This window comes from Streptomyces sp. NPDC015127 (genome assembly GCF_043080095.1).
Classification (GTDB): domain Bacteria; phylum Actinomycetota; class Actinomycetes; order Streptomycetales; family Streptomycetaceae; genus Streptomyces.
The window spans coordinates 298,852-311,166 of record NZ_JBIBVE010000003.1; the positions used below are offsets into that span (position 1 = coordinate 298,852).

At 72.5% G+C, this 12,315-nt stretch carries 12 protein-coding genes; 3 read left to right on the top strand and 9 right to left on the bottom strand.

What is annotated here, in order from left to right; genetic code table 11:
* Nucleotides 1-62 precede the first annotated feature (62 nt).
* From ACF08N_RS07610 to afsQ1, 4 genes are all read right to left on the bottom strand, one after another.
* Nucleotides 63-650: a VanZ family protein gene (locus ACF08N_RS07610; protein WP_392323652.1), complete on the bottom strand. Its 588-nt coding sequence runs from the start codon at nucleotides 648-650 to the stop codon at nucleotides 63-65.
* 91 nt (nucleotides 651-741) lie between these two features.
* Nucleotides 742-1,371 carry a hypothetical protein gene (locus ACF08N_RS07615; RefSeq protein ID WP_392323653.1) on the bottom strand — a complete coding sequence of 210 codons (630 nt, stop codon included), beginning with the start codon at nucleotides 1,369-1,371 and terminating at the stop codon, nucleotides 742-744.
* The gene (locus ACF08N_RS07620; protein ID WP_392323913.1) at nucleotides 1,368-2,960 is read right to left on the bottom strand and encodes an ATP-binding protein; all 1,593 of its coding nucleotides are present in this window, start codon (nucleotides 2,958-2,960) and stop codon (nucleotides 1,368-1,370) included. Before ACF08N_RS07620 ends, ACF08N_RS07615 begins: the two co-directional genes overlap by 4 nt.
* Nucleotides 2,961-3,000: 40 nt before the next feature.
* Nucleotides 3,001-3,678, bottom strand: coding sequence for a two-component system response regulator AfsQ1 (gene afsQ1, locus ACF08N_RS07625; protein ID WP_177152074.1), 678 nt, complete (start codon nucleotides 3,676-3,678; stop codon nucleotides 3,001-3,003).
* A 170-nt stretch (nucleotides 3,679-3,848) separates the two neighbouring features.
* On the opposite strand from afsQ1, the gene ACF08N_RS07630 reads away from it, so the two are divergent.
* The gene (locus ACF08N_RS07630; RefSeq protein WP_392323654.1) at nucleotides 3,849-4,625 is read left to right on the top strand and encodes a SigE family RNA polymerase sigma factor; all 777 of its coding nucleotides are present in this window, start codon (nucleotides 3,849-3,851) and stop codon (nucleotides 4,623-4,625) included.
* A gap of 213 nt (nucleotides 4,626-4,838) precedes the next feature.
* Here ACF08N_RS07630 and ACF08N_RS07635 read toward each other — a convergent pair whose 3' ends face one another.
* The gene (locus tag ACF08N_RS07635; protein WP_392323655.1) at nucleotides 4,839-5,474 is read right to left on the bottom strand and encodes a uridine kinase; all 636 of its coding nucleotides are present in this window, start codon (nucleotides 5,472-5,474) and stop codon (nucleotides 4,839-4,841) included.
* A gap of 119 nt (nucleotides 5,475-5,593) precedes the next feature.
* Here ACF08N_RS07635 and ACF08N_RS07640 point away from each other — a divergent pair, with 119 nt between their 5' ends.
* Entirely contained in the window at nucleotides 5,594-6,010 is a 417-nt protein-coding gene (locus ACF08N_RS07640; protein WP_392323656.1) for a hypothetical protein, read from the top strand.
* 66 nt (nucleotides 6,011-6,076) lie between these two features.
* On the opposite strand, the gene ACF08N_RS07645 is transcribed toward ACF08N_RS07640, so the two are convergent.
* The 3 genes from ACF08N_RS07645 to deoC are packed head-to-tail and all read right to left on the bottom strand — an operon-like array spanning nucleotide 6,077 to nucleotide 9,377.
* Nucleotides 6,077-6,997, bottom strand: coding sequence for an aldehyde dehydrogenase family protein (locus ACF08N_RS07645; RefSeq protein WP_392323657.1), 921 nt, complete (start codon nucleotides 6,995-6,997; stop codon nucleotides 6,077-6,079).
* A complete protein-coding gene (locus ACF08N_RS07650; protein WP_392323658.1) occupies nucleotides 6,990-8,423 on the bottom strand; it encodes an aldehyde dehydrogenase family protein in 1,434 nt (477 codons plus the stop codon). The genes ACF08N_RS07645 and ACF08N_RS07650 overlap by 8 nt, the downstream gene beginning before the upstream one ends.
* A gap of 6 nt (nucleotides 8,424-8,429) precedes the next feature.
* Nucleotides 8,430-9,377, bottom strand: coding sequence for a deoxyribose-phosphate aldolase (deoC, locus tag ACF08N_RS07655; RefSeq protein ID WP_392323914.1), 948 nt, complete (start codon nucleotides 9,375-9,377; stop codon nucleotides 8,430-8,432).
* Between the two features lie 144 nt (nucleotides 9,378-9,521).
* Between deoC and ACF08N_RS07660 the strand changes: the two genes are divergently transcribed.
* The gene (locus tag ACF08N_RS07660; protein WP_392323659.1) at nucleotides 9,522-10,157 is read left to right on the top strand and encodes a PH domain-containing protein; all 636 of its coding nucleotides are present in this window, start codon (nucleotides 9,522-9,524) and stop codon (nucleotides 10,155-10,157) included.
* A 220-nt stretch (nucleotides 10,158-10,377) separates the two neighbouring features.
* On the opposite strand, the gene ACF08N_RS07665 is transcribed toward ACF08N_RS07660, so the two are convergent.
* Nucleotides 10,378-12,027 carry a phospho-sugar mutase gene (locus ACF08N_RS07665; RefSeq protein WP_392323660.1) on the bottom strand — a complete coding sequence of 550 codons (1,650 nt, stop codon included), beginning with the start codon at nucleotides 12,025-12,027 and terminating at the stop codon, nucleotides 10,378-10,380.
* Between the last annotated feature and the right edge of the window lie 288 nt (nucleotides 12,028-12,315).

Below are 12,315 nucleotides of genomic sequence, written 5' to 3' on the forward strand. Positions count from 1 at the left end.
AGCCTCTCGATGTGCTCCCGCTGCATCCATGGTCGCGCCGCGAAGTGGGGCGAAGCGTCGCTCTACGGGGCGATCCCGACCCTGGGAATCGTCGGGGTCGCCCCCTGAGAGCCCTCGTCCCTGAGCATGGCCCGGGGCTCCTGCCCCCGGCCGCCCTCGCGCAGGGCCGTGCCGTCGCCCGGGTGCCGCAGCCTGCGGCGCAGCCGCGCACGGCCCGCGGGGACGACGGCGAGGTGGGCGAGTGCGACACCGCAGGTGTTGAGCAGGATCGAGTCGATGTCGACGACCTGACCCGGTACGCCGGTCTGGAGCAGTTCGATGCCGAGCGACAGGAGCACACCGGCGGCGACCGTACGGGCCAGCGACGCCCATGGGGAGACGGCCAGCCGGCCGCTGGCCATGGGCAGGAGCACGCCGAGCGGCGCCAGGAGGAGCAGTCCCTCGCCGATGTGCCGGGCGGCCTCCAGCGGCCCCAGCGCCAGGGCGGCCTCGATCCCGGCGAACGGTTCCAGGTTCGCCGCGGTCACCCACAGCACGTCGCGTGGGCGCAGTGTCAGCCAGGCGACGAGCAGCAGATGGACGAGGAGGAGCACGAGCCCCGCCGCGCGGAAGCGGATGGCGGCACTGCCGCCCGAACCTTGACGCTGCACGCTCCCCAAGACGCAGCCTCCCCCGGAAACGGTTCCGAACGATCCGGGAGGCACCGACGCACCCGCCCGGACATGTCCGTCAGGGGCGTGCTCAGCCGGACGGCCGCGGCGTGTCCGTCGTGGGGACCGCCGCGTCCGGGCGCTCCTTGGTCGCGTCGGGGCAGGTGTAGGCGCGCGGGGCGTACTCGCCGGGCCCGCCCAGCCGCACCGAGCCGCCCGTGGCCGCCCCGTTCTCCAGCAGGGTGCACACGATCTGCGCCAGTGCGGCCGGCGGCAGGTCCTCGGGCTGGCGGCTCAGGCGCAGCGTGCCCGGCGGATCGTCGCGCCGACCGGCGTTCACCAGCAGGGGACCGCGTACGTAGGTCGAGAAGCCCGCCTCGTGCTCCGGCGACGACGGCTCGTTCTGGAGCTCGTCGAGCAGTGCCCGCGCGATCGCGACGCGGTCGGCCGGGGCCTTCTCCTCCGTCGTCCCGGCGGTGCGGTCGACCGGCACCAGCTGCGAGGCGCACACCAGGTACACCCGGACGGGGATGCCCGTACGCCCCGACTGCGGGGCGATGTCCACGCCGGAGACCTCGCACGGCGCCCGCGAGGGCGCGGGCCCGGCGTCCACGGGCACCTGCGTGGGTCTGATCCCGCAGCCCGCGAGCACGAGAGCGCCCGCGAGCACGGCGAGCGCGGCCGCCGGCCGGCGGCCCGCCTGTCTCCTGGGGAGTATCACCGTGCGTCTCCCTCGGTCCGTCCGGGGCCCGCCGGGCCGCCGTTCCCGCTGTCCGCGTCGTCCGCCCCGGCCGCCTCGCGGTCCATGAGCGCGGACGCGTCGCGCGGCAGGCGCAGCACGAACACCGCGCCGTCGCCGTCGGGGGAGTTGGCCGCGGTGATGTCGCCGCCGTGGATGTGGGCGTTCTCCATGGCGATCGACAGGCCGAGGCCGCTGCCGTCGGAGCGCGGCCGCGACGCGCTGGCCTTGTAGAACCGGTCGAAGACGTGCGGCAGGACGTCCTCGGGGATACCGGGCCCGTGGTCGCGTACCTCGATGAGCAGCTCGTTGTCGCCCGGCCGCACCGACACCCGCACCGGGGAGCCGCCGTGCTTGAGGGCGTTGCCGATCAGGTTGGCGAGGATCACGTCGAGGCGGCGCGGGTCGAGGCGCGCCATGATCCCGCGTTCGGCGTCCAGTTCGACCGCGTCCAGCCAGGCGCGGGCGTCGATGCACGCGGTGACCTGGTCGGCCACGTCCACGGTGTCCAGCACGAGCCGGGCCGTGCCCGCGTCGAAACGGGTGACCTCCATCAGGTTCTCCACGAGGTCGTACAGCCGCCGCGTCTCGCTCACCACGAGGTTCACGGCCGGGGCGATCATCGGGTCGAGGCTGTCGGCCTCGTCCTCCAGCACCTCGGTGACGGCGGTCAGCGCGGTCAGCGGGGTGCGCAGCTCGTGAGACATGTCGGCGACGAAGCGCCGGCTCGACTCCTCCCGAGCGCTCATGTCGGCGACCTTCTTCTCCAGCGACGCGGCCGTCTTGTTGAACGTCCGTGCCAGCTCGGCCAGTTCGTCGGTGCCCGAGACCCGCAGCCGGGTGTCGAGTTTCCCCTCGCCGAGCCGCCTGGCCGCCTCGCCGAGCCGGTGCACCGGCCTGAGCACGGTCGTGGCGGCGGCCTGGGCGAGCAGCGCCGAGCCGATGAGGGCCAGCAGGGTGGCGATGCCCAGCGACCAGGCCAGCGAGTTGAGGTCCTGGCGCTCCTGGTCGAGCGACTTGAACAGGTAGCCGGTCGGCCCGCCGCCCATGATCCGCGTACCGCCGACGAGATACGGCTCGCCGCCGCGCTCGGTCCGCTGCCAGTACAGGTGGTACGGCTCGGAGTTGCCGGCGCCGACGTCCTGCCGGTCGTTCACCGCGTCCTGGAGCGACTGCGGCACGTCCTTCATCGTGAACTCGTCGCGGTCGGACACCCCGGTGATCGGCTTGCCCTCGGCGCGCTCGCTGATCAGCACCACGCTGTAGTCGCCGCTGCCCGCCATCTGCTCGGCGGTCTTCTGCAGTTCGGCAGGCGTGGGCCGCAGCGGCAGCGCCGCCGCCCTGTTCTGCATCTCCTGCCGGAAGTCGCCCAGCGCCGCGTCCTGCGTGCGGGTGAGCACCGCCTCGCGGTTCAGCCAGTACGCGATGCCGGACGCGGACACGGCCGCGGTCAGCGCGACCAGCGCGAAGACGACCACGAGGCGCAGCCGCAGACTCGTCAGCCGCAGCCCGGCGAGCGGCCCGCGCCGCGGGCCCGCCCCGCCGGCGCCGTTGTTCGAACCGCCGCTCACCGAACGGTCCCGTCCGGCGCGCACGCGCCACGCCTGTGGATCACTGCGGAGCGTCCAGCCGGTAGCCGACGCCCCGCACCGTACGGATCAGGGTCGGTGAGGACGGCACGTCCTCGACCTTCGCGCGCAGCCGCTGCACACATGCGTCCACGAGGCGCGAGTCGCCGAGGTAGTCGTGCTCCCACACCAGGCGCAGCAACTGCTGGCGGGAGAGGGCCTGGCCGGGCCGGCGGCTGAGCTCCAGCAGCAGCCGCAGCTCGGTCGGCGTGAGCTGCAGATCGTCGCCGTTCTTGGTGACCGTCATCGCGGAGCGGTCGATCACCAGCGAGCCGAAGGTCGCGGAGTCGGTGGACTCGCGCTCGCCGCGGCGCAGCACGGCACGGATACGGGCATCCAGCACCCGCCCCTGCACCGGCTTGACCACGTAGTCGTCGGCGCCGGACTCCAGCCCCACGACCACGTCGATGTCGTCGCTGCGGGCGGTCAGCAGGATGATCGGCAGCTGATCGGTGCGCCTGATGCGGCGGCACACCTCGAAGCCGTCGATCCCGGGCAGCATCACATCCAGCACGATCAGGTCGGGCCGCTGCTCGCGCAGCAGTTTCAGGCCGTCCTCTCCCGTCGCCGCGGTGGCCACACGGTGGCCCTGGCGTGACAGGGAGAGTTCGAGGGCCGTGCGGATGGCGTCGTCGTCCTCGATCAGCAACAGGAAAGGCACGGGCCCATTCTGGCCCATGCGGTCGTCCTCGTTCGACTGCACGGGAACATCACCGCCGCCCCGGCCTCTGTGACGCGTCTGTGACAGTCGGCGGACACCGCCATGAAAGAGCCCGGGCAAGCTTCTTGTCACACGGAACGAAGCAGACTCCACTCGACGGGGGGCGCGAGATGAACGCACTGCACAGCACCACCTCAAGCGCAGTTGTCACGCGTCTCCACGACGTCACGCGGAGCGCAGAGAAGTCCGGCGTGGCTGGGGGCACCTCCCTGCTCGGGCGAAGCGCGGAGCATGGGGGAGGGCGGGGGTGCGTTCGCGGCGCCGGGCGTCAGCACAAGGCGACCTACATGGTGGCCGTGCCTGACGGGGGAACGGCGTACGGAGAGGTCACGGGGGAGCGGACGAGCCCGGCCGCGGCAGCGGACGCCGAAGCGGCGTTCACCGCCTACGTCCAGGAGCGCCGCGCCTCTCTGTACGCGACCGCCTACCATCTGACCGGCGACCGGTACGAGGCCGAGGACCTGCTGCAGAGCGCGCTGTTCTCGACGTACCGGGCCTGGGACCGGATCAGCGACAAGGCGGCGGTCGGCGGCTATCTGCGCCGCACCATGACGAATCTGCACATCAGCGCCTGGCGCCGGCGCAAGCTCAACGAGTACCCGACGGAGGAGCTGCCGGAGACGGCGGGCGACACCGACGCGATGCGGGGCACGGAGCTGCGCGCGGTCCTGTGGCAGGCGCTCGCCAGGCTTCCCGAACTCCAGCGCACGATGCTGGTCCTGCGCTACTACGAGGGCCGCACCGACCCGGAGATCGCGGAGATCCTGGACATCAGTGTCGGCACGGTGAAGTCGAGCATCTGGCGGTCGCTCCGCCGGCTGCGCGAGGACGAGGTCCTCAGCTTCGGCCGTGACGAGGAGGAGTCCTTCGGCGAGCTGGTGGCCTGAGGGCAGGGGGAAAACGGGGGATCACGGGGGAAACGGGGCCGCTGTTTCGGGGGAGACGGCGGAAGAAGGATTCACGGGGACACGGGGGGCACGGGGACTCGCGGATCCAAGGGGAAGACGGAGCGGGGCCGGACAGACCGGGGGGGTCTGTCGGGCCCCACTCCCATGTCCGGGGGCTCCCATGGCAGGGGGCGGGAAGCTCTCTGCGGGCCGTCAGGCGGGCTGTGCCGCGGGCGTACGGCAGCGGCCGGCCGCCGCGTCCGCGAGACGGCCCAGTGCCTCGGCCTTGCCGCACGGGTGCGCGCCCAGGCCGGTCTGGCGGGCCACGATGCCGCGCTCGGCCCGCATCAGGCGCCAGCCGCGGCGCAGCAGGAACGGGACCGACTTGCGGCCCTCCCGCAGATCGCGCGCGAGGCGGCGGCGGAACGTCGTGGAGGGGCGGCCGCGCAGGCACAGGGCGTCGGCCAGGACGCCGAGTTCCTGACAGCGGCGGACGATGTCGGCGGCGAAGATGCCCTCGGCGACGAACAGCGGGGTGCGGGCGATGTCGAACGTCTCGCGGCCCACGCGCGCGCTCGTCGCGATGTCGTACACGGGGACGTCCGTGCGTCCGCCGGCGCACAGTTCCGCTATGGCGGCGACGGCCGCCTCGGCGTCCCACGACGCCGGTGAGTCCCAGTCGATGTCGGCACTGCCCGTCACCCGGGGCAGCGTCGGGTCGTTGCCCTCTTTGTAGAAGTCGTCCAGATGCAGGACCGGCAGCCCGGTGCGGGCCGCGAGGGACGACTTTCCGGAACCTGAGGGGCCCGCGATCAGCACGACGCGGGTCGGGATGGGTTGGGAACTCACGGGAGACAAGTGTGACGCATCGATCCGCCCGGGGGACCCCCCGGAGGCGGGGTGGTTGCCCGTCTCACACCCTCAACTACTGTCCGTGCGTACGCGATTACTCGAACAGGCAGGAAATCATGGCTCGTCATGCAGCTTCCCCCCACCGCCGCCACACGCTGGCGCGCGCCGGACTGACCGTTGCCGCGGCGGGTGCGGCACTGGGCGCGGGTTCGGCGGCCGCGCAGGCGGCGCCGGCCCCCGCGCCGGTGAGCGCGCAGTCCGTGGCCGGCCCGGGCGCCCCGCTCGGCGCCACGCCGCTGGGCACCGTGACCGGCGCCGTGACCCGGTCCGTGGACGGCGTCGGCCAGCTCAAGAGCCTGCAGCTGCACCCGCTCGCGAACACCGGTGTCGACCCGCTCGACAACGCGGTGGGCACCCAGGTCGCCGACTTCAAGCCGGTGAGCACCGCGCTCGCGACGGACAACATCACCAAGGGCCAGGCCCTGGAGGACCTGCCGGTGGCCGGACCGCTGGCGAAGGGCCTGCTGCCGTAACGGGCCCGCCGTACGCGCGACGAAGCCCCCACGGGCCGCGGCCGTGGGGGCTTCGTCGCGTGCGGCTCAGTATGCCGAACCCGAGGCGCCGAGCGAACCGGTGGGGTGCCAGACCGTCTTGGTCTCCAGGAAGGCCGTCAGACGGTGGGTGCCCGGAGTGGCCCACCAGTCGTTGTCCACAGCCTGTGGACGCAGAACCCGCTTGAGGTTGTCCGCCGCCGCGACCTCCAGCTCCTTCGCCAGGATCTCGTCGGCGCCGGTCAGGTCGATGCCATTGACGTCCTGGTGCGCGGCGAGCGGGGCCGCGATCTCCGCCGTACGCCCCGACAGCACGTTCACCACGCCGCCCGGCAGGTCGGAGGTGGCCAGCACCTCGCCCAGGGACAGGGCCGGGAGCGGGGCCTTCTCGGACGCGACGACGACCGCCGTGTTGCCGGTGGCGATCACCGGGGCGAGCACCGAGACCAGGCCGAGGAAAGAGGACTCCTGCGGTGCGAGGACCGTGACGACACCGGTCGGCTCGGGGGTGGAGAGGTTGAAGTACGGACCGGCGACGGGGTTCGCCCCGCCCACGACCTGGGCGATCTTGTCCGTCCAGCCCGCGTACCAGACCCAGCGGTCGATCGCCGCCTCGACCACGGCGGCGGCCTTGGACTTCGACAGGCCCTCCGCGTCCGCGACCTCGTGCACGAACTGGCCCTTGCGGCCCTCCAGCATCTCGGCGATGCGGTAGAGGATCTGGCCCCGGTTGTACGCGGTGGCGCCCGACCAGCCGCCGAACGCCTTACGGGCGGCGACGACCGCGTCCCGCGCGTCCTTGCGGGAGGAGAGCGGCGCGTTGGCCAGCCACTTGCCCTTCGAGTCCGTCACCTCGTACACCCGGCCGCTCTCGGAGCGGGGGAACTTGCCCCCGACGTACAGCTTGTAGGTCTTGAAGACGCTCAGACGCCGCGCGGCGGAGCCGCTGATCGATTCGTGCTCAGACATCGAGGTAGGCCTCCAGACCGTGGCGGCCGCCCTCGCGGCCGAAGCCCGATTCCTTGTAGCCGCCGAACGGCGAGCTCGGGTCGAACTTGTTGAACGTGTTGGCCCACACCACACCCGCACGGAGCTTGTTCGCCACCGCGAGGATGCGGGAGCCCTTCTCCGTCCAGATGCCGGCGGACAGGCCGTACTGGCTGTTGTTCGCCTTGGCGACGGCCTCGTCCGGCGTACGGAACGTCAGCACCGACAGCACCGGGCCGAAGATCTCGTCGCGGGCGATGGTGTGCGCCTGCGTGACGTTCGTGAACAGCGTCGGCGCGAACCAGTAGCCGGACGTCGGCAGCTCGCAGGCCGGCGACCAGCGCTCGGCGCCCTCCGCCTCGCCACGCTCCACGAGCGTGGTGATCCGGGACAGCTGCTCCTCGGAGTTGATCGCGCCGATGTCGGTGTTCTTGTCGAGCGGGTCGCCGAGGCGCAGCGTCGACAGGCGGCGCTTGAGCGAGTCCAGCAGCTCGTCCTGGACCGACTCCTGGACCAGCAGGCGCGAGCCCGCGCAGCAGACCTGGCCCTGGTTGAAGAAGATGCCGTTGACGATGCCCTCGACGGCCTGGTCGATCGGGGCGTCGTCGAAGACGATGTTGGCACCCTTGCCGCCCAGCTCCAGCGTGACCTTCTTGCGCGTGCCGGCGACCTGGCGGGCGATGGCCTTGCCGACGGCGGTCGAGCCGGTGAAGGCGACCTTGTCGACGCCCGGGTGCTCCACGAGCGCCGCACCGGTGTCCCCGTAGCCGGGGAGGATGTTGACGACACCCTTGGGCAGGCCCGCCTGGCGGCAGATGTCCGCGAAGAACAGGGCCGACAGCGGGGTCGTCTCGGCGGGCTTCAGGACGACCGTGTTGCCGGTCGCGAGCGCCGGGGCGATCTTCCACGCCAGCATCAGCAGTGGGAAGTTCCACGGGATGACCTGGCCGGCGACGCCCAGTGGCCTGGGGTCCGCCCCGTAGCCGGCGTGGTCGAGCTTGTCGGCCCAGCCCGCGTAGTAGAAGAAGTGCGCCGCGACCAGCGGGAGGTCCGCGTCGCGGGTCTCCTTGATCGGCTTGCCGTTGTCCAGCGTCTCCAGGACCGCCAGCTCGCGGCTGCGCTCCTGGACGATCCGCGCGATACGGAACAGGTACTTGGCGCGCTCCGAGCCGGGCAGCGCCGACCACTTCTCGAACGCCTTGCGGGCGGCCTTCACCGCGCGGTCGACGTCCTCGGCACCGGCCTGGGCGACCTCGGCGAGGACCTCCTCGCTGGCGGGCGAGACGGTCTTGAAGACCTTGCCGTCCGCGGCGTCGGTGAACTCGCCGTCGATGAACAGGCCGTACGACGGCGCGATGTCGACGATCGACCGCGACTCGGGTGCGGGTGCGTATTCAAAGGCTGTCATCGTGATTCAGTCCACCGTCACGTAGTCGGGGCCGGAGTACCGGCCGGTCGCCAGCTTCTGGCGCTGCATCAGCAGGTCGTTGAGCAGGCTGGATGCGCCGAAGCGGAACCAGTGGTTGTCCAGCCAGTCCTCGCCCGCGGTCTCGTTCACCAGCACCAGGAACTTGATCGCGTCCTTGGACGTCCGGATACCGCCGGCGGGCTTCACGCCCACCTGTACCCCAGTCTGCTCCCGGAAGTCGCGGACGGCCTCCAGCATGAGCAGGGTGTTCGCCGGGGTGGCGTTGACCGCGACCTTTCCGGTCGAGGTCTTGATGAAGTCCGCGCCGGCGATCATGCCGAGCCAGGAGGCGCGACGGATGTTGTCGTACGTGGAGAGCTCGCCGGTCTCGAAGATGACCTTGAGCCGGGCGTCGCCGGAGGCCTCCTTGACGGCCCGGATCTCCTCGAAGACCTTCATGTACCTGCCCGCGAGGAAGGCGCCGCGGTCGATCACCATGTCGATCTCGTCGGCCCCGGCCGCCACGGCGTCCCGCACGTCCGCGATCTTCACGTCGAGCGCGGCGCGGCCGGCCGGGAAGGCGGTCGCGACGGACGCGACCTTGACGCCGGAGCCCGCCAGGGCGGCCTTGGCGGTCGCCACCATGTCGGGGTAGACGCAGACGGCCGCGGTGCGCGGGGTCGTGCGGTCGGTCGGGTCGGGATTGACGGCCTTGGCGGCGAGCGCCCGGACCTTGCCCGGGGTGTCCGCGCCTTCCAGCGTCGTCAGGTCGATCATCGAGATGGCCAGGTCGATGGCGTACGCCTTCGCCGTGGTCTTGATCGAACGGGTGCCGAGGGACGCGGCGCGCGCTTCGAGGCCGACGGCGTCGACGCCGGGCAGCCCGTGCAGGAAGCGGCGCAGCGTGCTGTCGGACGCGGTCACGTCAGCGAATGCTGGTGCAATGGTGGGCATGGTCACCAGATGAGCATATCTACGCGCGTAGCGACATGTACAGGGGGCGCGGCGCTCGGAGAGGTCACGGGTCGGTCGCGGGTTGGTCGCGGAGACGGGCCCGGTCCCGTTCGCCGGTTGTGGCCGTACGGCAGAATCGGACCCATGACGAGCCCCCAGCAGCCTGCCGAACCCTCCCACGCCGACCGGGTCTTCCGGTCACCCGCCGGGATGGCGGGCGGCGGACTGCTGCTCGCGCTCATCGCCTGGATGGTCGTGGACGCCCTGGTGCGCGGCGAGGGCCGCACCCCGTGGCTCGCGCTGGCGGCCGCGCTGCTCGTGGTGCCGCTGATCGTCGCCTTCAGCGTCCGTCCCGCGGTCTTCGTGAACGAGGAGCGCGTGCGGATCAGGAACCCGTTCCGGACGATCACCCTGCCGTGGGGCGCGATCGCCGACGTGCGGGCCGGGTACTCCAGCGAGCTCTTCACCACGGAGGGCGTGAAGTACCAGCTGTGGGCCATCCCGGTCTCGCTGCGCCGGCGCAAGCGGGCGGCCCGGCGCCAGATGCAGAAGGCGACCGACGACCCGCACGGCGCCACCTCGGTGACGGCGGACGTCACCGACGCGCAGGCGCGGATGGCACCCGCGGACCAGACGATCGCGGACCTGCGCGAGATGGCCGAACACCTCGGCCCGCGCTCCTCGGCCCAGGGCGGGCCCCAGGTGCGCTGGGCGTACGAGGTACTCGCGCCGGTGGCCGCGGGCGCGGTGCTGCTGGTCCTGGTGCTCGGCCTGGCCTGACGGCCCGGTCGCGGCTCGGCCTGGCCCGACGGAGCCCGGTCGCGGCTCGCCTGGCCCGACGGACCCTGGTTCCGGCTCGCCCGGCCTGACGGGCCGATCCCGGCGTGCCTGGCCTGGCGGCCCGGTCGTGACTCGGTCTGGCTGACCGCGCCCGGTCGCGGCTCGCACTCGCATCGGCCGGTGCCGGTGCCGGTGCGAGCCGCGACCGGGCCGTCGTCGTTCAGATGCCCGCCGCGGCCGACAGGTCCCGCTTGATGTCCGCGAGCACGCCGGCCGCGCGCTCCCGCGCCGTTGCCAGCTCGCTCGCGTCGGCGACCGGAACCACGACCTCCAGGTAGCACTTGAGCTTGGGCTCGGTGCCGCTCGGCCGGACGATCACGCGGGCGGCGAACTCGCCGTCGAGGTAGTAGCGCAGCCCGTCCGTCGGCGGCAGCGTCTCCGTACCCCGCGTCAGGTCCTCGGCGCTCGCGACCCGCAGTCCCGCGAGCATCACCGGCGGCCGCTCGCGCAGCGTGCGCATCGCGTCGGCGATCACGCCCAGGTCCTCGACCCGCACCGAGAGCTGGTCGGTGGCGTGCAGGCCGTGCGCGACGGCGAGGTCGTCGAGCAGGTCGGAGAGCGTACGGCCATGCTCCTTGAGCTCCGAGACCAGCTCGGCGACGAGCAGCGCGGCCGTGATGCCGTCCTTGTCGCGCACGCCGCCGGGGTCGACGCAGTAGCCCAGCGCCTCCTCGTAGCCGTAGCGCAGCCCGTCGACCCGCGCGATCCACTTGAAGCCCGTCAGGGTCTCCTCGTGGCCGACGCCCGCCGCCCGGGCGATGCGGCCCAGCAGGGACGAGGACACGATCGATTCGGCGAAGACGCCCGTCGCGCCCTTGTGGACGAGGTGCGCGGCGAGCAGCGCGCCGACCTCGTCGCCGCGCAGCATGCGCCAGCCGGCATCGGCGGAGTCGTCGGGGACGGCGACCGCGCAGCGGTCCGCGTCCGGGTCGTTGGCGACGACGACGTCCGGCCGGACCCGGCGCGCGGTTTCGAAGGCCAGGTCCATCGCGCCGGGTTCCTCCGGATTGGGGAACGCGACGGTCGGGAACGCGGGATCGGGCTCGGCCTGCGCCTCCACGAGCGCGGGCGCAGGGAAGCCGGCCCGCGCGAACGCCTTGAGCACGACATCCTTGCCGACGCCGTGCATGGCCGTGTAGACGATGCGGGCGGTACGCGGCGAGGCGGGGGTCAGGACGGCGTCCGTACGCTCCAGATACGCCTCCACGACCTCGTCGCCGAGGGTCTCCCACCCCTCCTCGGCACGCGGCACGTCGTCGATGCTCGCGATCGCGCCGATCTCGGCGGCGATCTCGGCGTCCGCGGGCGGCACGATCTGGGAGCCGTCGCCGAGGTAGACCTTGTAGCCGTTGTCGCGCGGGGGGTTGTGGCTGGCGGTGACCTCGACGCCCGCGACGGCACCCAGCTTCCTTATGGCGAAGGCCAGGACGGGGGTGGGCAGCGGACGCGGAAGCACGGCGGCGCGCAGGCCGGCGGCGACCATGACGGCGGCGGTGTCGCGCGCGAAGTCGGCCGACTTGTAGCGGGCGTCGTAGCCGATCACGACGAGGCCGTCGCCCTGCCCCTTCGCCTTGAGGTACGCGGCGAGGCCGGCGGCGGCGCGGATGACGACGACCCGGTTCATCCGCATGGGCCCGGCGCCCAGCTCGCCGCGCAGCCCGGCGGTCCCGAACTGCAGCGTCCCGCCGAACCGGTCGCCCAGCTCGGCGAGGTCGCCCGCCTCGATGAGCTTGGCGAGCTCGTCCCGGGTCTCGCTGTCGGGGTCCTCCGCGAGCCACGCCTGGGCCCGCGCGATGAGGTCCTGCTGCACGGTTGGTCCGCCTCTCGTGTGTGAGTACGTCGAGTGTGCGCGCCGGGCACCGGCGCACGATGCTTTTCCGCCCCTGCGCGCGCCGCAGCGGGGGCGGGCCTCGCCGGCGCACGAAGCGCAGGGCGACGCAGGCCGTGCCGCTTACGGGGGCGTGCGCTTTCAGCCCGTCCGGCATTTGAGGACACGGCCGACAGGCCGTGCGGCTCACGGGGGCGTGCGGTTTCAGCCCGTCCGGCGTTTGAGGGCACGGCCGACAGGCCGTGCCGTGTCACCGGGCGGTGGCCGGGT

Coding starts and splice junctions, on each gene's coding strand:
- ACF08N_RS07630 (WP_392323654.1), top strand. CDS start 3,849: ATGAACGCACTGCACAGCACCACCTCAAGCGCAGTTGTCACGCGTCTC.
- ACF08N_RS07640 (WP_392323656.1), top strand. CDS start 5,594: ATGGCTCGTCATGCAGCTTCCCCCCACCGCCGCCACACGCTGGCGCGC.
- ACF08N_RS07645 (WP_392323657.1), bottom strand. CDS start 6,997: ATGTCTGAGCACGAATCGATCAGCGGCTCCGCCGCGCGGCGTCTGAGC.
- ACF08N_RS07650 (WP_392323658.1), bottom strand. CDS start 8,423: ATGACAGCCTTTGAATACGCACCCGCACCCGAGTCGCGGTCGATCGTC.
- deoC (WP_392323914.1), bottom strand. CDS start 9,377: ATGCCCACCATTGCACCAGCATTCGCTGACGTGACCGCGTCCGACAGC.
- ACF08N_RS07660 (WP_392323659.1), top strand. CDS start 9,522: ATGACGAGCCCCCAGCAGCCTGCCGAACCCTCCCACGCCGACCGGGTC.